Annotated in this window: 21 protein-coding genes and 1 tRNA gene; 8 read left to right on the forward strand and 14 right to left on the reverse strand. The window is 70.1% G+C overall.

The features are described from left to right. Positions 1 to 32: 32 nt before the first annotated feature. Positions 33 to 272: a hypothetical protein gene (locus VEC11_RS10420; protein ID WP_464130754.1), complete on the forward strand. Its 240-nt coding sequence runs from the start codon at positions 33 to 35 to the stop codon at positions 270 to 272. A 24-nt stretch (positions 273 to 296) separates the two neighbouring features. Here the strand turns inward: VEC11_RS10420 and VEC11_RS10425 are convergent, their stop codons facing one another. Together VEC11_RS10425 and VEC11_RS10430 are read right to left on the reverse strand one after the other, a co-directional pair. Further along, complete coding sequence (locus VEC11_RS10425) at positions 297 to 638, reverse strand: TFIIB-type zinc ribbon-containing protein (protein WP_464130757.1); 342 nt, start codon at positions 636 to 638, stop codon at positions 297 to 299. A gap of 58 nt (positions 639 to 696) precedes the next feature. After that, entirely contained in the window at positions 697 to 1,068 is a 372-nt protein-coding gene (locus tag VEC11_RS10430) for an OmpA family protein (protein WP_464130760.1), read from the reverse strand. A 209-nt stretch (positions 1,069 to 1,277) separates the two neighbouring features. On the opposite strand from VEC11_RS10430, the gene VEC11_RS10435 reads away from it, so the two are divergent. Next, positions 1,278 to 2,285 (forward strand): PfkB family carbohydrate kinase, encoded by a 1,008-nt coding sequence (locus tag VEC11_RS10435; protein ID WP_464130762.1) that lies wholly within the window; start codon positions 1,278 to 1,280, stop codon positions 2,283 to 2,285. Here VEC11_RS10435 and VEC11_RS10440 read toward each other — a convergent pair. Next, the gene (locus VEC11_RS10440) at positions 2,282 to 2,695 is read right to left on the reverse strand and encodes a hypothetical protein (RefSeq protein WP_464130764.1); all 414 of its coding nucleotides are present in this window, start codon (positions 2,693 to 2,695) and stop codon (positions 2,282 to 2,284) included. The two genes, VEC11_RS10435 and VEC11_RS10440, sit on opposite strands and share 4 nt — an antisense overlap. Before the next feature lie 50 nt (positions 2,696 to 2,745). Here VEC11_RS10440 and uxaC point away from each other — a divergent pair, with 50 nt between their 5' ends. Next, positions 2,746 to 4,161 carry a glucuronate isomerase gene (uxaC, locus tag VEC11_RS10445; RefSeq protein ID WP_464130766.1) on the forward strand — a complete coding sequence of 472 codons (1,416 nt, stop codon included), beginning with the start codon at positions 2,746 to 2,748 and terminating at the stop codon, positions 4,159 to 4,161. Then, complete coding sequence (locus VEC11_RS10450; RefSeq protein WP_464130770.1) at positions 4,158 to 5,483, forward strand: mannitol dehydrogenase family protein; 1,326 nt, start codon at positions 4,158 to 4,160, stop codon at positions 5,481 to 5,483. Before uxaC ends, VEC11_RS10450 begins: the two co-directional genes overlap by 4 nt. On the opposite strand, the gene VEC11_RS10455 is transcribed toward VEC11_RS10450, so the two are convergent. The 6 genes from VEC11_RS10455 to VEC11_RS10480 all read right to left on the reverse strand — a co-directional run bounded on the left by VEC11_RS10455 (position 5,472) and on the right by VEC11_RS10480 (position 13,839). Beyond that, complete coding sequence (locus tag VEC11_RS10455) at positions 5,472 to 7,088, reverse strand: cation acetate symporter (RefSeq protein ID WP_464130774.1); 1,617 nt, start codon at positions 7,086 to 7,088, stop codon at positions 5,472 to 5,474. The genes VEC11_RS10450 and VEC11_RS10455 overlap by 12 nt on opposite strands. Then, positions 7,085 to 7,411, reverse strand: coding sequence for a DUF485 domain-containing protein (locus VEC11_RS10460; RefSeq protein ID WP_464130777.1), 327 nt, complete (start codon positions 7,409 to 7,411; stop codon positions 7,085 to 7,087). Before VEC11_RS10460 ends, VEC11_RS10455 begins: the two co-directional genes overlap by 4 nt. An 80-nt stretch (positions 7,412 to 7,491) precedes the next feature. Continuing rightward, positions 7,492 to 7,998 (reverse strand): cyclic nucleotide-binding domain-containing protein, encoded by a 507-nt coding sequence (locus VEC11_RS10465; RefSeq protein ID WP_464130781.1) that lies wholly within the window; start codon positions 7,996 to 7,998, stop codon positions 7,492 to 7,494. A 1-nt stretch (position 7,999) separates the two neighbouring features. Then, entirely contained in the window at positions 8,000 to 10,459 is a 2,460-nt protein-coding gene (locus VEC11_RS10470) for an ATP-binding cassette domain-containing protein (protein ID WP_464130783.1), read from the reverse strand. Then, positions 10,459 to 12,594, reverse strand: coding sequence for an NHLP family bacteriocin export ABC transporter peptidase/permease/ATPase subunit (locus VEC11_RS10475; RefSeq protein ID WP_464130787.1), 2,136 nt, complete (start codon positions 12,592 to 12,594; stop codon positions 10,459 to 10,461). The genes VEC11_RS10470 and VEC11_RS10475 overlap by 1 nt, the downstream gene beginning before the upstream one ends. Beyond that, positions 12,595 to 13,839, reverse strand: a complete 1,245-nt coding sequence (locus VEC11_RS10480; RefSeq protein ID WP_464130790.1) for an NHLP bacteriocin system secretion protein — start codon at positions 13,837 to 13,839, stop codon at positions 12,595 to 12,597. A gap of 200 nt (positions 13,840 to 14,039) precedes the next feature. Here VEC11_RS10480 and VEC11_RS10485 point away from each other — a divergent pair, with 200 nt between their 5' ends. From VEC11_RS10485 to VEC11_RS10500, 4 genes are read left to right on the forward strand one after another with little or no spacing between them, the layout of a single operon-like run. Then, positions 14,040 to 14,222, forward strand: coding sequence for a hypothetical protein (locus VEC11_RS10485; protein ID WP_464130792.1), 183 nt, complete (start codon positions 14,040 to 14,042; stop codon positions 14,220 to 14,222). A gap of 33 nt (positions 14,223 to 14,255) precedes the next feature. Then, on the forward strand, positions 14,256 to 14,390 hold the full coding sequence (locus tag VEC11_RS10490) for a hypothetical protein (protein WP_464130794.1): 135 nt from the start codon (positions 14,256 to 14,258) through the stop codon (positions 14,388 to 14,390). Positions 14,391 to 14,400: 10 nt separating this feature from the next. Further along, positions 14,401 to 14,583: a hypothetical protein gene (locus tag VEC11_RS10495; protein ID WP_464130799.1), complete on the forward strand. Its 183-nt coding sequence runs from the start codon at positions 14,401 to 14,403 to the stop codon at positions 14,581 to 14,583. Positions 14,584 to 14,610: 27 nt separating this feature from the next. Then, complete coding sequence (locus tag VEC11_RS10500) at positions 14,611 to 14,808, forward strand: hypothetical protein (RefSeq protein WP_464130802.1); 198 nt, start codon at positions 14,611 to 14,613, stop codon at positions 14,806 to 14,808. A gap of 9 nt (positions 14,809 to 14,817) precedes the next feature. On the opposite strand, the gene VEC11_RS10505 is transcribed toward VEC11_RS10500, so the two are convergent. The 5 genes from VEC11_RS10505 to VEC11_RS10525 form a co-directional block, all read right to left on the reverse strand. Further along, positions 14,818 to 16,173, reverse strand: a complete 1,356-nt coding sequence (locus tag VEC11_RS10505; protein ID WP_464130804.1) for a methyltransferase regulatory domain-containing protein — start codon at positions 16,171 to 16,173, stop codon at positions 14,818 to 14,820. 38 nt (positions 16,174 to 16,211) lie between these two features. Then, a tRNA-Thr gene (locus VEC11_RS10510) sits at positions 16,212 to 16,287 on the reverse strand. Positions 16,288 to 16,339: 52 nt separating this feature from the next. Further along, entirely contained in the window at positions 16,340 to 17,218 is an 879-nt protein-coding gene (locus tag VEC11_RS10515) for a dienelactone hydrolase family protein (protein ID WP_464130806.1), read from the reverse strand. Positions 17,219 to 17,246: 28 nt separating this feature from the next. Continuing rightward, positions 17,247 to 18,140 carry a hypothetical protein gene (locus VEC11_RS10520; protein ID WP_464130808.1) on the reverse strand — a complete coding sequence of 298 codons (894 nt, stop codon included), beginning with the start codon at positions 18,138 to 18,140 and terminating at the stop codon, positions 17,247 to 17,249. Between the two features lie 65 nt (positions 18,141 to 18,205). Then, complete coding sequence (locus VEC11_RS10525; RefSeq protein ID WP_464130810.1) at positions 18,206 to 19,597, reverse strand: hypothetical protein; 1,392 nt, start codon at positions 19,595 to 19,597, stop codon at positions 18,206 to 18,208. Positions 19,598 to 19,654: the final 57 nt, after the last annotated feature.

A 19,654-nucleotide genomic window follows, 5' to 3' on the forward strand; every position in this document is an offset into this window, starting at 1 on the left:
TGTTACGCACCCGTTTCGTTGGGAGAGAAGAGATGCGTTTCACCAAGCCGCTTGCGGCCGCGATCAGCCTGTCGATGATGTCCGCGCCTGTGCTTGCCCAGTCCGCCGCGCCGCTGTCGCTGGCGCCGGTGGGCGCACAGCTGAACGAGCCGAGCGGCCTGGATGGCGACGGCTATATTCTCCCGGCGGTCATCATCTTCGGCGTGCTCGCCGCCGCCATCCTGTTCACCTCGAACGACGATGACGATTTGAACAACCCCGTCAGCCCGTAAGGCAGGCGGCGAGGCCGCGCTGCCCTAGTCGAACAGTTCCTCGAAGAAGGACTTGCGGCGCCGGTGATGGCCGTGTTGGCCATGATGGCGCCGCCCGTCATCGTCGCCATAATAAGCCGGCCGGCCCGCATAGGGGTCCGGCGCGCGCTGCACGCCGGGCACCGGCGCCTGCGGGGCGGGGGCGGCCTGCGGCGCGGGGCCGACATCCTGGGTCGCGCTGCGCTCGATGATCTTGTCGAGCTCGCCCCGGTCGAGCCAGACGCCGCGGCATTGCGGGCAATAGTCGATCTCGACGCCCTGGCGGTCGCTCATCACGAGCGGGACCTTGCAGACAGGGCAGGGCATTCCAACGGCGGCATTGGTCATTACAAACTCCTGGGATTCAAATGGATTCTGGGGGAGAGGCGCCTCTGCGGCGCGAGGCTCATTGCGGTGGCGGCGGCACCGGAAAGATGATCCGCGCATAGCGGTTGAACGGATCAGGCACGCCGTCCGGCGTCATGACCTGCGGCGCGCCTTCGCCGACGGGCCGCAGCACGATCACCGCACGGGGGACGCCATTGCTGACGAGCGCATCGGCAACCGCGCGGGCGCGGCGCTGGGAGAGGCGCATATTGGCCGCCTGGGAGCCGCTATGATCGGCATTGGCGAGGACCTCGACGGTCACCCGTCCGTTGCGGCGGTAATCGTCCGCCATGGAGTTGACGACGGCGACTCCCTCACCCTCCACGCGGGCGCTGCCATGCGCGAAATAGACGGTCGACGGGCCGGCTTCCGGCCAGGGCCGGGGACGCACGGGCCGTGTCGCCTGCGGCGCGGGAGCGGGCGCTGGCGCGGACGGGGCTGCCGTCTGAAACAGGAATGCCAGGGCGAGTCCGAGCAAGGCCATGCGCCTACATAGGATGCCGGGGCCCTGACGCAACGTGCGTCTTCCCGCAGCCTGTGCGGAAACCGGTTACCTTTTTGCCGGGCGATGGATTAGAACCGCCGCGAACGGGAGGGACGATGGGCAAGATCATCTGCTTCGGCGAGCTGCTGCTGCGCCTGACCGCGCCGGGGCGGGAATTGCTGCTGCAGAGCGGCCGGCTCGACGTCCATGTCGGCGGGGCCGAGGCCAATGTCGCGGTGGGGCTGGCCCGGCTCGGCCACGAGACGGCGATGGTGAGCAGGGTGCCGGCCAATGCGCTCGGCGACGCCGCGGCGGGCGCGCTGCGGCGCTTTGGCGTCGATACGGCGGGGGTCGGCACGGGGGAGGGGCGGATGGGCCTCTATTTCCTGTCGCCGGGCGCGGGGCTCAGACCGTCGGAGATCGTCTACGACCGGGACGGCAGCGCCTTCGCGCGCGCGGGGCCGGAGGATTTCGACTGGGACGCGCTGCTCGCCGGCGCGGACCTGCTGCACCTGTCCGGCATCACGCCGGCGCTCGGCCCCCGCTCCGCGGATGCGGCCAGGGCGGCCGCGGCGGCGGCAAAGGCGAAGGGCGTCGCCATCTCCTTCGACGGCAATTACCGGGCGCAGCTCTGGAGCCGCTGGGACGGCGACCCGGCCGCCATCCTGAAGGCGCTGGTCGACCAGGCGGACATCCTCTTCGGCAATCATCGCGACATCTCGCTGCTGCTGGGGCGCGACTTCAGCGGCGAGGGGCCGGAGCGGCGGCGCGAGGCGGCCGAGGCGGCGTTCGCGGCCTTTCCGGGCCTGACGCTGATCGCCTCCACCGCTCGCCACGTCACCGATGCGGACACCCACCGGATCGCCGCCCGGCTCGACGGGCGTGAGGGCTGGGCGCAGACCGGGGAGAAAGTGGTGGCGGGGATCGTCGACCGGATCGGCGCGGGCGACGCCTTCGCCGCCGGCATCCTGCACGGCATGCTGAGCGGGCAGGATCTGGACCGTACCGTCCATGCCGGCCTTGCGCTCACCTGCCTCAAGCACAGCCTGCCGGGCGATGCGAGCTTGTTCGCTCAGCGCGACATCGATGCGTTTCTTGCGGGCGAACTGGACGTGCGGCGCTAGCGCCGGGGGAGTTCGCGGTCCGGCAGGCGCTCGAAGGCGCCGAGCGGGCAGGCGGTGGCGGTGCGGATGTTCGAGGTCTCGCCGCGGGCCGTATCGACGATCCGGAGCAGGTCGCCCCGGCACAGGCTGCTGCCATGCACCTCGAAGCCGAGCGCGCCGAAGCCGCTGCCGGCCTGGCGGAGGCCCGGGCAGGGGCCGGACAGGCGGTTGCGGTAGCGCCGACCGCCCAGCAGCTCGAAGCTGAGGGTCTGCTCATCCTCCACCACCCGGCTGACGATCGCGCCGTTGGGGATACAGGCCCGTGTGTCGCCGACCCGTTCGGCTTTCTGCTCGGCCCCGACTCCGCCTAGGGCGCCGCCGGCGCCGATGGCCAGCAGGCCGGCGAGAAGGACAGGGCTGAGTCTGGGCATGGCGCAATCTCCGCTTGCGGGAGACACCGGTGTCATAGGATGATAGGCCGATGACCAGGACGCTGCAACTCGATCCCGACCGGTTGTTCCCGGCCGAGCCGCGCACCCGGGACATCGCCCGCGCGCTCTACGCGCCGGTCCGCGACCTGCCGATCATCAGCCCGCACGGCCATACCGATCCGGCCTGGTTCGCTTATGACGAGCCGTTTCCCGATCCGGCGGCGCTGCTGATCGTCCCCGATCACTATGTCTTCCGCATGCTCTATTCGCAGGGCGTGCCGCTCGAGGCCCTGGGCGTGCCGACCGTCGACGGCAGCCCGACCGAGACGGATCCGCGCAGGATCTGGCGCCTGTTCGCCGAACATTATCATCTGTTCCGCGGCACCCCCTCGCGGCTCTGGCTGGACTGGGTGTTCGCGGAGGTGTTCGGCCTTGGGGTCAGGCTCGAGCCCGCCACCGCCGACCATTATTACGAGACGATCGACGCGGCGCTGAGGACCGACGCCTTCCGCCCGCGCGCCTTGTTCGAGCGCTTCGGCATCGAGCTGCTCGCCACCACCGAGAGCCCGACCGATTCGCTCGACCACCACCGCGCCATCCGGGCGAGCGGCTGGGGCGGGCGCGTCGTCACCGCCTACCGGCCCGATCCGGTGATGGACCCGGATTTCCCCGGCTTCGCGCAGCATCTCGAGACCTTTGCCGCCTTGGCCGGGGAGGATGTGTTGACCTTCGCCGGCTATTTGCGGGGGCACGAGAATCGCCGCGCCTGGTTCCGCGAGATGGGCGCGACCTCGACCGACCACGGCCATCCGAGCGCGTTCACCGCCGATCTCCCGCGCGCCGACGCCGAGGCGCTCTACGCCAAGGTTTTGCGCGGCGATTTCACGGCCGCGGAGGCTGAGCTCTTTCGCGGTCAGATGCTGACCGAAATGGCGCGGATGAGCCTCGACGACGGCATGGTGATGCAGCTCCATCCGGGCGTGCACCGCAACCATAATGAGGCGGTGCTGGCCCGCTTCGGCCGCGACAAGGGCGCCGATATTCCGGCGGCGACGGAATATGTCCGCGCGCTGAAGCCGCTGCTCGACCGCTTCGGCAACGACCCGCGGCTGACGCTGATCCTCTTCACGATCGACGAGGACGTCTATGCGCGCGAGCTGGCGCCGCTGGCGGGCCATTATCCCGCGGTGCGGCTCGGCCCGCCCTGGTGGTTCCACGACACCCCGGAAGGGATGCGGCGCTTCCGCGAGCGCGCAACCGAGACGGCCGGCTTTTACAACACGGTCGGCTTCAACGACGATACCCGCGCCTTCCTCTCCATCCCGGCCCGGCACGACGTCGCGCGGCGGATGGACTGCGCCTTCCTCGCCCGGCTCGTGGCCGAGGGCCGGCTGGAGGAGGACGAGGCGCACGAGGTGGCGCGGGCCCTGGCCTACGACCTGGTGAAGGCGGCCTACAGGCTGTGACGCCGCGGCTCAGCGAGGCGACGCTGCCGCTGCTTCCGGACTGGGTAGGGCAGCCCGGCCCGCGTCCGGAACCGCGCGTGGTCCATCTCGGCCTCGGGGCCTTTCATCGCGCCCACCAGGCGCCGGTGTTCGAAGCGCTCGGCTGGGGCGTGACCGGCGCCTCCCTGCGCTCGCCCGCGGTGCGCGACGCGATGGTGCCGCAGGATTGTCTCTATTCGCTGGTCGCGGGAGAAGAGGTGCGCATGATCGGCGCGGTGCGCGAGGTGCTGCTCGACGCGCCCGACCTGGTCGCCCGGATCGCCGCGCCGGCGACGCGCCTCGTGACGCTGACGATCACCGAGAAAGGCTATCGCCCCGGCAGCCGCGCCCCGGCCATCCTGGCCGAGGCGCTGGCGCGGCGGGCGGACGGCATCACCGTCATTTCCTGCGACAATTTGCCGCGGAACGGCGCGGTGCTGCGCGAGGCAGTGCTCGCGGCGGCGGGCGATGCCGCGGACTGGATCGCCGCGCATTGCGCCTTTCCCCAGACGATGGTCGACCGCATCGTCCCCGCCACCGAGGAGGCGGACATCGCCGCGCTCGCGGCGCGGATCGGGCTCGAGGACCGGGCGATGGTGAAGACCGAGCCATTCACCCAGTGGGTCATCGAAGACCGGTTCGCGCCGGGCGAGCGGCCGGACTTCGCGGCGGCAGGGGTGCAACTCGCCGCCGACATCGGCCCCTGGGAGGAGGCGAAGCTGCGCCTGCTCAACGGCGCGCATAGCGGCATCGCCTGGCTGGGCGGGCTGGCCGGCATCGCCTTCGTCCACGAGGTCATGGCCCTGCCCGGCGGACGTTCCTTCGTCGAGGCGCTCCAGGACGAGGCGGAAACCACGCTGGACCCGCCCGCCGGCCTCGATCTCCACGGCTATCGCGCTGCCTTGCTCGCCCGCTTCGCCAATCCCGGCCTGCAGCACCGGACCGTGCAGATCGCGATGGACGGCTCGCAGAAGCTGCCGCAGCGGCTGCTCGCCCCGATCGCCGTGCGGCTGGCGCGCGGCCAGGGGATCGAGGCGCTGGCGCTCGCGGTCGCTGGCTGGATGCGCTGGCAGAGCGGTCGGACCGATGCCGGCACCGCCTTCACCGTCGACGACCCGCTCGCCGGCGAAACCGCGCGCCGCCTCGCAGGCCTGCACGATCCCGAGGCGCAGGTCCGGGCGCTGCTCGGCATCGAGACGATCTTCCCGCCGCCGCTCGCCGCGGATCCGCGCTTCGTCGGGGCGCTCACCCGGCAACTTCGCCGGCTGGTCGAGCAGGGGGCGCGGGCGGTCCTAGTGGCCTGACGCGCCCGCGGCGCCGATCCCGGTCTCCGAGCGGATCCGCTGGTGGAGATAGCCCTCCCGGTCCACCGCCGCGCGCGGGCTCCTGTCGAGCACCGACACCAGCCAGATCGTCAGGAAGGCGGCCGGGATCGAGAAGATGGCCGGCGACATGTAGGGGAAGATGGCGCTGCTGTTGTGCAGCACGTCGACCCAGATCGACTTGGAGAGGATCGTCAGCACGAGCGCGAGCAGCACGCCGACGGTCCCGCCCGCAACCACGCCGCGCGTCGTGCAGCCCTTCCAGAAGAGCGAGAGGATCAGCACCGGGAAATTGCCGGACGCGGCGAGCGCGAAGGCGAGGCTGACCATGAAGGCGACGTTGATCTTCTCGAAGGCGATGCCGAGGATGATGGCGAGCAAGGCGAGGACGAGCACCGTCGCGCGCGAAACCCGCAACTCCTCGTCGCTATTGGCCTGCCCCTTGCGGATCACCGTCGCATAGAAGTCGTGCGACACCGCAGAGGCGCCGGACAAAGTCAGCCCGGCCACGACTGCGAGGATGGTCGCGAAGGCGACGGCCGAGACGAAGCCGAGGAAGAGGTTGCCGCCGATCGCCTCGGCGAGATGGATCGCCGCCATGTTGCCGCTGCGCAGCGCGCCCGCGGCGTCGACCCAGGCCGGGTTGGTGCCGACCAGCACGATCGCGCCGAAGCCGATGATGAAGGTCAGGATGTAGAAATAGCCGATCCAGCCGGTGGCCCAGAGCACGGAGATGCGCGCCTGGCGGGCATCGGGCACGGTGAAGAAGCGCATCAGGATATGCGGCAGGCCGGCGGTGCCGAACATCAGCGCCATGCCGAACGAAATGGCCGAGATCGGATCGGTCAGGAAGTTGCCCGGGCCCATGATGGACAGGCCCCTGGCCGCGGCCGCCTCGGGACTCAGCCCGGTCGAGGCGGCGATCTGGCCCTTCACCTCCACCGCGCGGGCGAACAGCGCCTCGGGCGAGAAGCCGAACTGGACCATCACCGCCAGCGCCATGAAGGTCGCGCAGCCGAGCAGCAGCACCGCCTTGATGATCTGCACCCAGGTGGTCGCGATCATCCCGCCGAACAGCACGTAGAGCGTCATCAGCACGCCGACGATCACCACGGCGTAGAGATAGTCGAGGCCGAACAGCAATTTGATCAGCTGCCCCGCGCCGACCATCTGCGCGATCAGGTAGAAGAGCACGACCGCGAGCGTGGAGACGGCCGCGAACATCCGGACCGGCGGCTGGGCGAAGCGGAAGGAGGCGACATCCGCGAACGTATATTTGCCGAGATTCCTGAGCTTCTCCGCCATCAGGAAGAGGATGATCGGCCAGCCGACCAGGAAGCCGATCGAATAGATCAGCCCGTCATAGCCGACGCCGAAAATCTGCGAGGAGATGCCGAGGAAGGAGGCTGCGGACATATAGTCGCCGGCAATGGCGAGCCCGTTCTTGAAGCCGGACACGCCGCCGCCCGCCGCATAGAAGTCCGCGCGGGTCTTCGTCCGCCGCGCCGCCCAGGCGGTGATCAGCAAGGTGAAGGCGACGAAGGCCGCGAACATCGCAATGGCGGGCCAGTTGGCGCCGCCGCTCATTCCGCCTCTCCGTCGCGCAGCGCCTTGACCAGGGGATCGAACTCCCGGTTCGCTCTGCGCACGTAGATGCCGGTCAGGAGGATGCCGAGCAGGATGATGCCGACGCCGACCGGGATGCCGAGCGAGGTGACGCCGCCGCCGAGCGGCCGGGCGAGCAGGGGCTTGTCGAAGGCGATCAGGGCCACATAGCCGAAATAGGCGACGAGCATGATGATGCTGAGCGTCCAGGTGAAACGCCCGCGGCGCTTCAGCAGGCGCTGGTAGCGCGGATCGGCGAGGATCTCTTCATAGCGTGCCGCGCCGCCGTCCTCCTGCTCCGCCATCACTCTCCCCTTATGGTCTTGATTCCGCGGGAGGCTGCACCGGATCGGGCGCCGCGGCAAGCGCGGCTGCGGTGAGCCGTCTATCGCTCCCGTCCCTCGAGCAGGGCGACGAGCCTGACGAACCGCTCGCCGGCCTGCGAGACCGTGTCGAGGATCGCCTCGTCCAGCTCGTCCCCGTCGCCGTCCTGCGAAGTGGCCGAGCGGAGCCGGTCCGACAGGAAGACGGCGAGCGCATGGTAGAAGCGCGCGGCGAAGCCGCTGTCGCGCTCGAACGCGGCCAGGATCGCCTCGCGCGGCACGGCCAGCACGCGCACCTGGTCGAGCGCGGTGACGGTGGCGCCCGGCAGCCTTTTCTCGACGAACGACATCTCCCCGACCGCGTCGCCGAGCGCCAGGGTGGCGAGGCGCTGGCCGTTGCCCGCAGTCACGGCGAGGCTCCCCTCCGTGACGAAGAACAGGTCGGCCACGGCGCGCCCCGCCTGGATCAGCACCTCGCCGGGCGCGAGCGCGCGAACTACGCCGTTGCGCGACAGCCAGAGGATGTCGCCGTCCTCGAGGTCGCCCAGGATGTAGAGGGCCTTTCGCATCTCAATCCTCCAGCAGCTGGCGGCGGGCGAGGGCGGCGAAGGCGCCGTCCTTCGCCATCAATTCGCAGAAGCTCCCGGTCTCGACGAAGCGGCCGCGTTCGAGCACCGCGATCCGGTCGGCATTGCGCACCGTCGAGAGCCGGTGGGCGATGGTCACGCGGGTCGCGTGCAGCCGGTCCAGCGTCTGCGCGACCACGGCCTGGGTGGCATTGTCGAGCGCGCTGGTCGCCTCGTCGAAGAACAGGATGGCGGGCTCCATGACCAGGGCCCGCGCGATCAGGATGCGCTGGCGCTGGCCGCCGGACAATGTCCCGGCGCCCTCGGTGATCATCGTGTGCAGGCCCATCGGCATCAGCTTGAGGTCGGGGCCGAGCCCCGCCTGCTCGGCGGCGCGCATGCATTGTTCGAGGCTCGCCCCGCTCGCCCCGCGGATATTCTCGTGGATCGTGCCGGCGAAGAGCTGGCTCGATTGCAGCACCACGCCGATCTGCGCGCGCACCCGCGCCGGATCGAGGCTGGCCAACTCCTGGCCGTCATAGGTGAGCGAGCCGGTGGACGGCCGCTCGAAGCCGAGCAGCAGCCTGAGGATGGTGGACTTGCCGGAGCCCGAGCCCCCGACAATGGCGAGATGCTCGCCGGAGCGGAGCGAGAAGCCGAGATCGTCGATCAGGGGCGCGGTGCCGACGGTATAGGTGAAGCTGAGACCGCTCGCCTGGATGTCGCCGGTCAGCTTTCCCGGATCGGCCCGGCCGAGCCCAGCCTCGGGTGGCTCGTCGAGGATCGGACGGATGCGCTCGGCGAGCGGGCGGGCGGTGTAGATCGCGAACAGGGAATCGCAAAAGGCGGTGAGCGACGCCTGGAAGATCGCGAAGGCGGCGAGGAAGGCGATGAACCTTCCCGGGGGAACCTGCTCGGCGGCGAGCAGGGCCGCGACCGCGAACAGCCCGATCAGGGTCACGATCTGCCAGGCGTCGGTGAAGCTGTGGAAATGATTGCCGATCCGCTCGCCGGCCGCGGTGGCATCGCGCTCGGCCGCATAGAGCCGGCTCCAGCGGGCGAGCGCGCGCGGCTCCGCGGCCGCGGAGCGCAGCTTGGGCAGCCCGTCGAGAATCTCGAAGGTCAGGCCGGCGAGCTTGCCGTCGCGCTCGGCGGCCTCGCGCAGCGGCCGGGCGCGGAGCGCGCGGCTGACCGCCAGCGCGGCGATGAAGACCAGGGTGAGCGCCAGCCCGGCAAGGGCGATCCGCAGCTCGTAGCTGAAGAGCAGCAGCAGATAGACGAGCGCGAAGGCCAGCGTCAGCCCGGCGGTCAGCAGGATGTCGAGCACCAGGGCGCGGATGCCGGCGAGGCTCGCCAGCCTTTGGTTGAGATCGCCGGCCGGCATCGTCTTGAAGAAGCGCGCGGGCAGCCGCAGCACATGATCGGCAAGACCGGCCGCCATATTGAGCTGGCCGCGGCCGGCCACGCGGGTCACGGCCAGCGTCCGCACGGTCGCGAAGGCCGCCGAGACGAACGCCGCGACGAACAGGGCCAGGCCGACCGAGACCAGCAGGCCGCCGGCGCCGCCGGGGACGATGTCGTCGAAAATCCAGGCGGTCGCGATCGGGACGAGCAGGCCGAGCAGCGCCGCGCCGAGGCCGGCGCCGAGGATTGGCCAGAGCTCGGCGCGCAGGCCCTGAAGCACACTGCGGGCCATGCCGCCGAAGCGGCTGAGATCGGTCGCGATCGGCGCGTAGAGCCGGAAGGCGAGACCGTCGATCGTCTCCGGCGGGATGCGTTCCCCGAACGAATCTCTCCAGGCACCCTTTCCCCAGCGCGCCAGCAAGGCCTCGCCCTCGTGGGTGCGCAGCAGGAGCGGCCCGCCCACATCGTCGCGATGCCAGGCGGGGCCGAGGATCACCCGGCTCGCGCGCAAGCCGAAGCGGCGGGCGGCGGCCGGCGCCGACAGGAAGTCGTCGGCCTCCTGGCGACGCACGCGTCTATCCTCGGCGAGCCCGAATTGGGCAGCCGCGGTGGCAAGGGCGCCGGCCAGGCCCGCCTCGCCATCGGTACGATCCTCCGCGCTCCCGGCGAGGCGTGCGCTGAGCCGGGCGTCGCGCGCTGCGTCGGCGGAGGCGAAGCAGGCGTCGAGCGAGGCGGTAAAGGCGGGAATCGCGTCCCCGCCAAGCGCGGGCGCGGGGACGCAAGCGGCCTCGCAGATTTGTTCGAGCCAGCAGGCGGCGCTGTCCGGATGGTCGCCGGCCTCCTCGACCAAAGCCGCTGCCTCGACGGCGACCAGGCTGAGCTGGAGCGGGCCGTCGGGCAGCGGGAAGACGTGCCGGCCGGTCTCGACCAGGGCGATCAGGCGCCGCCGCTCGGGGCTGACCAGATAGACCTCGATTTGTCCCTCGATCACGCGCCAGGGCAGGGTGCCCGAGGGCAGCGCGCAGGGGGCGCCGACCGGGACGGAGAGCGGCCGCGCCATCAGCTTTCCACCAGCTTGGCATAGATGCCGCCCGAGGCGATGAGGCGCGCATGATCGCCTTCCTCGACGACCTTGCCCTTGTCGAGCACGACGATCCGGTCGCAGTCGCGGATCGCGGACAGGCGATGGGCGATGAGGATGCAGGTGATGCCGCGCCTGCGCACCGCCTCCATCACCTTGTGCTCGCTGATCGGGTCGAGCGCGCTGGTCGCCTCGTCGAGGATCAGCACGGCGGGATCGGTGGCGAGCGCGCGGGCGATCTCGAGCCTTTGCTTCTCGCCGCCCGAGAAATTGCCGCCCCCTTCCAGGATCGCCGCGTCATAGGCGCCGGGGCGCGCGGCGATGACTGCATGGATTTGCGCATCCCTGGCGGCGCGGATCATGTCCGGCTCGGCGATGGTGTCATCCCAGAGCGTCAGATTGTCGCGGACGGTGCCTTCGTAGAGCATCACGTCCTGGCGGACATAAGCGAGCCGCGGGGCCAGCACCTCGCGCGGCCAGTCGAGCAGGGCCCTGCCATCGACTTCCACCGCGCCGGCGCGGGGCTGCTCGAGCCCGGCGATGAGCTTGCCGACCGTCGACTTGCCGGAGCCGGACGCGCCGACCAGAGCGATCCGCGTGCCGGGCGCGAGGTCGAGCGAGAGGCCGTCGATGAGCGGCGGATCCAGCGGCGCATAGCCGAAGCTGACCTGGTCGAGCCGGACGGCACCGCGCGGCAGCGCCGCGACCGCCGCCGGCACCGTGCTGAAGCGCGGGTCGGAACGCTGCCCCATCACGTCGTCCAGCCGGCTCGTATAGGTGCGGATCTGGTGGAGCTCGGCGCCGAAGCCGGCCAAAGCCGCGACCGGCGCGACGAAGCTGGCGGCGAGCGTCTGGTAGCCGACGAGGCCGCCCAGGGTGAGCTCGCCGCCCATCACCGCGAAGCCGCCCCAGATCAGGATGGTGACGGTAATCAGCGCGCCGATCAGAGCCGGCATCGGCGCGATCCAGGCGTTGACGCTGGCCGCCTGCTGCTGGCCGTTCTGCGCGGCCATGGTGAGCCCGGTCCAGCGCGCGAACAGCATGTCCTCGCCGCCGCTTGCCTTGAACGTCTCCATGTCCCTGAGGCCGGCGACGCGCGCGCCGGCGAGCTTGCCCTCGTCGATCGAGATCTTGCGGTAGCGCTCGGAGAGGAAACGGTTGGAGAGGATCAGCACCGCCGCGTTCAGCAAAGCGAGGGCGAGCACCGCGAGGGTCAGCCCGACATTGTAGAAGAGCATGACGACCAGGAAGAAGGCCGCGCTGACCAGGTTCACGCCTGCCTGGGCCAGGCGGCCGGTCAGCAGGTCGCAGAGCGTCTCGTTCAGGCGCAGCCGGTCCGCGACCTCGCCCGAATAACGTTGCTCGAAGAAGCTGACCGGCAGCTCGAGCAATTTCGCCATCAGCGCCCGGCCCGTCTGCAGGCTCATCCGCATCCGGGCCCTGAGCAGGCTGTGGGTCTGCAGCTGCAGCAGCACGAAGCGGGCGATGGCGGTGAGCGCCATGCCGATGACCAGCGGCCAGAGCCAGTCGTCGAGCGCGCGGATCAGCACATAATCGACGAAGATCCGGCTGAAGACCGGCAGCACGATCCCCGGGATGACCAGGGCCAGGCTGACCAGGAAGACGAACCAGAGCGCGCTCCGCACGCCCTCGTAGCGGCCCTTCAGGGAGTCGAGGAGGCTGGGGCGGGTATCGCCGGGCTGGAAATCGGGGCCGGGCCTGAAGGTGAGGGCGACCCCGGTGAAGCTCTCCTCGAACTCCGCCAGCGTCTCGCGCCGGCGGCCGGAGGCCGGGTCGTTGATCCAGACGTGGCCGGCATCGAGATCCTCGACCACCACGAAATGGTTGAAGTTGACGAAGGCGATCAGCGGCAGGTCGAGCTGGGCGAGCTGCTCGGGCTCGGCCTTCATCCCCTTGGCCTCGAGCCCGAGCGAGCGGGCGGCGCGGAGCACGCTCGACGCCTTCGAGCCGTCGCGCGACACGCCGCAGAGGGTCCTGAGCTCGTCCAGCGGCGCGAACCGGCCATGATAGCCGAGCACGATGGCAAGCGCGGCGGCCCCGCATTCCGCCGCCTCCAGCTGGAGGATCGAGGGCGTGCGCCGGCGGCTCGCCACCTAGTCGCCAGCCCCCGGAAGCAGCCAGCCGATCACGGCTCTCCGGTCGACCACGACCTGGCCGCGGACGATCGAGCCCGCGCTGATCCGGTTGCGTGGGCCGCTGGAGGCGGACCAGGCGAAGCCGCTGGCATTGCCCGCGCTGCGGTCGAGCGCGATCCGGACCTCGATCGGCGCCCCGCCCGCGACCAGCTCCTGGACCAGCTGGTCGTTGCGCAGGATCCGGCGCATCCCCTCCGGCGTCGAGGGCAAAGGCGCAACCGAGATGACCCGGCCCGGTATGTGGCCGTAGACGGCGCGCTCGACCGTGGTCGGCACGATCTCGGCGCTCATTCCGGGCTCGATCCTCTTGCCGTCGGCGGCTGGGACGTAGAGCAAGGCGACGAGGCTGCGGCCGTCGTCGGGCGGCGCGATCGTGGCGATCGCGGAGCCGCGGGCGATCACGTCACCGGCACTGACCTTCACCTCGGTGATCCGGCCGGCATGGCGCGAGCGGATCACTTCCTCGTCGCTGAGCCGGGCGCTGAGCCGCTGGGTCAGCCGCTGCAATTCCTCGACGTTGCGCTGCTCGTCGAGAAGGGCGAGCCCGGCCGTGCCGCTGCGCTCATTGGCGTCGATCCGGACCCGGATGGCGGATTCGCCGAGATTGGAGATACGCTCGCGCACGTCGGCCAGCTCGATCTGAACCTCGACCAACCGGTCGCGCTGGATGAAGCCGCGCTCGACCAGAGGCGCCATGCGGCTGGCCTTCTGCTCGAGATAGCGCGTGCGGTCGACGAGCACGCGCCTCGCCTCGGCAATGGTCGCGAGGCGCACGCTGTCGGCCCCCGACCTCTGCTCGCCCTGGTCGCCGTAGAAGCCGCGCAGCCGTTCGAGCCGCGCCTGCGCCTGGGCGAGCCGGGAACGGGCCTCGTCCAGCTCGCGGGTCAGCTCGGTGCGGGCGATGGTGGCGACGGGCTGGCCGGCCGCCACATTGTCCCCCGGCGCGACGAGCAGCGAGACGATCCGCCCCTCGTCCCCGGCGACGACCTCGGCGAGGCCCGTCCGGTTGATCAGAATTCCCTGCGCGCTCACCTTGACCGGCGCCCGGGTGACCGAGGCCCAGACGATGGCGGTCAGGATGGCGACGGCGAAGGCGCCGAGCAGCAGCCATGACGGCCGGCCGACCAGAGTGAGCGGCGCGTCGAGCCGCTCCGGGCTGGCCATGCGATCCAGCGCCGCCTTGCGATAGATGGACTCGGCCATCGGGCAGCCCTCCGTCTTGCGCGCTTCGCCTCATCGGACTGTCCGATTTGCCCGGCGCTGGCAAGCCCGACTCGTTCTGGCGCCGGGATGGAGAAGCTGATACAGGATGGCTTGGCGGGGGCTGTCGCGCAGCGACAGCGCTCTCGCCATGCCATGAGCGCGCCTGCGTTGACGGCCCCCGGTGCAGACGGAGGACGAACATGGCCGACAAGAAAAATCCCGAGCTGATCGAGGACGCCCAGCTGGACGAGGCCAGCGGCGGCCTGCTGCCGGCGATCCAGAAGGTGCGCGAAGCGGCGGCCGCCCAGCCGGACCCGCAGCCGGCGACGCTGACCAAGACCGGCACCGGCACGCTGGCGTTCGGCGGCAGCAACACCAACTGAGCCCGCATCCGCGCCGACAATGAGGAAGCCGTCATGGCGGACAAGAAAAAGCCAAAGGAAATCAAGGATACGGATCTCGACGTGGCCGGCGCCGGCAGAGCGCCCGCGCCGCCGCCGCCACCCCCGCCCCCGCCGCTGATCAAGATCGGCCCGGGAACGCTCGATTGAGGAGATGGACATGTCTGAAGAAAAGAAACCCGAACTGATCGAGGACGCCGATCTGGACGAAACCAATGCCGGCATCGGCCTGCTCCTGCCCGCCGTTCAGAAGGTGCGCGACGCCGCCAACCGTTCGTCGGCCACGACCAACCCCACGATCACCGACGGCACCATTACAGACGGGACCAAGCCGCAAGGCTGACACCCGGCGACGACCAGGAGAGACGAGATGACCGAGAAGAAGAAACCCGAGGTGATCGAGGACAATGCGCTCGAGGATGCGAGCGGCGGTCTGCCGGCGATCCAGAAGGTGCGGGAGTCGGCGAACAGATCATCGGGCGCCACCAACACCTATACGGGCACGACCACGGTCAATCAGGGCACGCTGAACGCGACTCCGACCAAGCCGGGCGACGGCAGCGTCTGAGCCCGGCGGTCAGTCGCCGATCCCGAGGCGCCGGAGCGTCGCCGCGTCCCCCATGTCGCGCGGCGCGACGGGCATCGGGCCGTGGGCGCCGGCCAGCGCATCTATGGCGCCCGGCGCGCCGGCACTTGCCCGGATAAGCCCGTTCAGCGCGGCTGCGCCGGGCGTGTCGGCGGGCGGGCCGGCCGGCAGGATATGGCCGGCGACGAGGAGCGCATCGGCCGCGTCCAGCACCTCTTGGGCGGTTCCCGCAAAGTTCCTCGCGATCGCGTGCAGCGTCGCCGGGCCCGCTTCCAGGCCAGCCAGCACCGCGCGCGCCGCGCCGTTGTCGAAGACGAGCCGGCCGGCCGGCGTCCGGCATTCATAGACGGCGTCCGCGGCAGCCACGGTTGCCGCCCACCAGCCGTCGAGCCTGGACGCCCGGCTTTCGTCCAGCGGCCGCAGCGCCCGCGCGTAGATGTCGACCCGGTAGCAGGCGTTGGTGAAGATGTCCGCCGCGGTCGCCCGGGCAAGGGGATCGGCGATCGCCGCCAGCTGGCGGCGCTGCGCCTTCTTCAGCGCATAATCCTCGCGCAGCTGCTCGGCCCGCCCGGGCGCGGCGAGGACGAAGCCCGCGCCCGCCATCGCCTCGATCATCTCCGCCGCCCAGAAGCAGGTCCAGTGGCGGTTCAGATATTCGTGCGGGAAATAGCCCGCGGGAAGGGTCGCGCGGAGGTTGTCGATCCAGGCCATGAACGCTCTGGAGAAAGCGGGCGCCCCGGCTTTGCTCATCGCCCGGATCCGCGCCAGCGCCGCGTCGAAGCGGGCGACCGCATCTCCGGTTTCCGCATCGGCGAACTGGCGGACCATTTGCTGGAAGGCGAGCGCGTCCTTCCAGCCCGGCAGCGTGTTGTAGCCGAGACAGGCGACCCCGCAGGGCCGCACGTGCAAGGCGGCGATCCGGCGGACATGGGCCTGGTTCTCCGCATCGACCCAGCTCATCACGCCCTGCGCGGTCACATAGTCGAAGCCCGGCTCTGCCGGATCGGCCAGGTCCGCGAAGCGCAGTGAGCGGAAGCCGACATTGCCGATCCCGCACTCCCGCGCGATCTTCGCAGCGCCTTCGGTCAGCCCGGGCTGGGCTTCGATCCCCTGGAACTGCCCTTCCGGATGCGCCGCCGCCATCAGGACGAGACCGAGCCCGTCGCCGCAGCCGAGGTCCATCAGGGCGAAGGGCGCGCCGGGCGCGCGCGGCGGCGCCACCCCCTTGTGCCGCAGCATCGCGTCGATCCAGTTGGGCGCGAATTCGCGGTGCAGATTGCTGGGATATTGGCCGTCGAGGACATAGCCTTCGATCGTGCCCCGGGCCTTTGCGCGATCCCGTCCCATGGCGGGCAATATGACCGAGGCAGCGCCCTGCGCAATGGTGGTGCCGGGTGTCGGACTCGAACCGACGACCTACCGCTTACAAGGCGGTTGCTCTACCAGCTGAGCTAACCCGGCGCGGCGCCCCATGCGCCCAAATGGTCCAAGGAACCGTGAACGTCCAGCCCGTTCAACCGGCGGCCTGCCGTGCCGAGACGGGCAGCTGCCGGTTGAGGAAGGCCACGCTGCGCTGCCAGGAGAGGGCGCCGGCCACCGGATCGTAGCGCGGCGGCCTGGTATAGGCGAGGAAGCCGTGGTCGGCGCCGTCATAGAGGTGCAGCTCGACCGGCGTGCGCTGCGCGCGGAGCATCGCCTCGAGCGCCCGGATCTGGCTGAGCGGGACGTTGCGGTCGGCGGTGCCGCAATGGACCTGGACCGGGACCGACAGGCGCGCAATCTCCTCGGCGGTGACCGGGCCCGGATGATAGGCCACGACAGCATCGACCTCGCGCGAGCGGGCGCCGAGCAGCATCGCCATCCGCCCGCCATAGCAGAAGCCGAGCGTCCCCAGGCCGCTCTTGCGGACGAAGGGCTGGGCGCGGAGATATTCGATCCCCGCCTGCAGGTCGTTCAGCACGTCGCTGTCATTATGGTTCGCGCTGGCCGCCCGCATCGCGTCGAGCGTCTGGGCGGTGTCTGGCACGATGTGGAAGATGTCGGGCGCAAGGCCGACATAGCCGGCGAGCGCCAGCGCCGCGCAGGTATTGGGAATATATTCCTCGCTGATCCGGTTGCCGGCGATCACGATCACCGCCGGATAGACGCCCTCGGCGCGCGGACGGGCGAGATAGCCGCCGATTCCGGGCTGGCCATTATGCGTGAAGGTAACCGGGCCATGCTCGGCGCGCGGGTCGTCGAGCACCCGGGTCGGCGGCGGCGGGGATGGGGGCGCGGGCGTCGGCTGACCCGTTGCGGGACCGGCGACGCCGGCCACGGCGAGGCCCAACGACCCGGCCAGGAATGCCCGCCGCGCGGCGTCTGGTCCGCAGCCTTCCTCCTTGCTGCACATAGGGCGATCCTCCCGCGCCGAGACTGCGTCAGGTCACCCCGAACGTCCAGCCTTCGGTGTGCGCCAGAGCGGGCGTCAGGCCCTGCGGGGTGAAGGCGTTCGGCTCCTCCGCGGCCAGCGCGCGCATGCCCGCCGCCGTCACCATGGCGTCCGTCTGATGATCGTTCGGCTCGAAGCGCAGCCGCGCCGGTGCGCTGCCCAGCGCCGCCAGGGCGAGGTTGAGCCCAGCCCGCGAGCGCAGCTTCGCCCCGGGCAGGCCAGCGCGGCGGAGGTAGATGCGCGTGTAGATTTCCACGACCGCGCTGCCTTGCTCCGGCAGCGGATCCATCGGCCAGATCGGCACCCGGCCGTCGAGCCGGTGGAGCAGCCGCATCCCCGAGAAGCTCGCTTTGGCCACCTGCGCCGCCCCGATCGCGTCATAGGCGCTCGCGGTCTTACGCCCGCCCTGTTCGTTTAGCCGCGCATCGCATTGCCGGAAGCGGACGAAATCGGCCTTGGTCCCGTCCGCCGCGCCGAAATAGAAATGGCGTCGATGGACGCGCTCCAGGAAGCTGGCGGCGCCGAGATCCTCGTCGTCCGAGACGCGGTCGACATAGGCCCAGAAGGATCGCGCATCCGCCGGGACGCCTGGCTCGCCGGGAAGATATTCGCCCCGCTCGGCGATCGGCGGCGCGAAGCTGAAGTCGAAGCCGAACAGGGTCGGCCGTTCCGCCGCCGCGGCGAGCAGCCAGGCCAGCACCTCGGCTCGCGACCAGACATAGCCGGGCTGGAGCAGACGCGGCGCCGGCAGTCCGTCCTGAGCGCCTGCCTTGCAGGCAGTCGAAGGGCCAGCGTCGCAGAGCGCGATGGCGATGCCCTTATGCTTCCTGCCCTTCGCGCCGGACCAGTCGATCGCTGCGAAACGCTCGAAAAACGGCATCACATCTGCTTCCGGGGCACCATTCCGCCGCTTTGGCGCCCGCCGCCCGAAAACAAAAGGGGCCAGGCCTAGGTCGCGCACCTCGTTCTGATTTCGAAGTCGAATGCGACGCTCGCGTCGCCGAGCTTCAGGGTGATCGAGAAAGCATAGGTGCTGCCGTCACAGGTGAACTTCATATGTTTCTGCGCGCCGATCGTTGAGCGCACGTCCTTTACCAGGACAGGCAGGATCACCGATTCACGGCAGGCCGTGACACCGAATTTCGAGGGCAGCGGCGCCGAGCTGAAGCGGCGGATCCCATCCTTGTCGATCGTGATTTCGGGGAAGCGGATCTTGCTGAGATTGCCGGGATTGGTGCGGATCTGCCGTTCGAAATCGGGGATGATTTCCGGCTGGATCTTCTGGCCGCCGCTCGGCGCGCCACTGATGGTCAGGTGCAGGAACATCAGGTTCCAGTGACAGTCGCCGCCCTGCGGATGGTGACCGGCCGGAGGACCGGCGATCTTGTCCGGCGCCGTCGTTGCATCCCCCTTTGGGCCGTAGTTGAAGATCAGCGATCCGAACAGAGTGACGAATACATAATAGAGTGTTGCGATTGCGCCGACCGCGAAGCCGTTTGGCGACAGCGGACCGCCGCCAACCGCCTCGATGCAGCGGGCAAGCGTTTCGTCGCACCGTGCCCGATCCTGCTCGGTGCCGCCGCGGGCATAGCAGGTGTCATGGGCATCGCAGCAGGCCTGATAGGCAAGGTCGGGGACCGGATCGAACCCCTCCGGGCCGCAGCCGTTGGTGGACGCCACCGAACAGAAGCGCGTGAGGCGTGCCAGCCGCTGGAGGTTCGGCCGATCCGCGGTCGGAAAGGCGGGGTCGAGATCGGCGTCGGCCAGCGCCCCGGCGCCGGCGAAAAAACGGGAGGTGAGCATGATGCGCAAAAGGGCCGCACGATTGGGGTCGAGGAACAGCAGTTCGTGCGGCAGCAGCCCGAGAATGCGCAGTGACCAGAGGTTTAGCCGGCCCTCGGGATCGATACGCGCCGACAGCAGCTCCACGCCGAAATGGTTCTGGATGAACAGGCTGCGGGCCCCGTCGCTGACCCGAAGCCCATAACTCGCCTCCGCCGCCTCGAAGCGGGCGGCCTCTTCTCCGGACGGCTCCCGCTCTCCGGGGAACAGGAAGGGAAAAGACGCCTTCAGCGGATGATCGAAGATGAGCCGCGCCCGTTTCGCCATGCCGCGCCTCGACCAGCGCACCGATCCGTCGGCGAGGCCGCGAAACCAGGCGTCGGCCTCGACGAGGTCGCCAAGCGCGTTGGCGGTGCCCGGCTCGAGCGTCGGCCAGGGCGCCAGTTCGCGCGCGCCGAATTCGACCCAGGCGCGCAGACTGTCCTGATCGGAACAACAACAAGCCGCAATATCGGAAGCGTCGGCGCCTTGATTCGCCGGCCGGGGTTTGCGTGCCATGATACCTCCCTCGGGAAGTTCGGTACGCCTGCCGCTACTTTACATGGATCCTTGCGG

The organism is Allosphingosinicella sp. (assembly GCF_035626655.1).
Taxonomy (GTDB): Bacteria; Pseudomonadota; Alphaproteobacteria; order Sphingomonadales; family Sphingomonadaceae; genus Allosphingosinicella.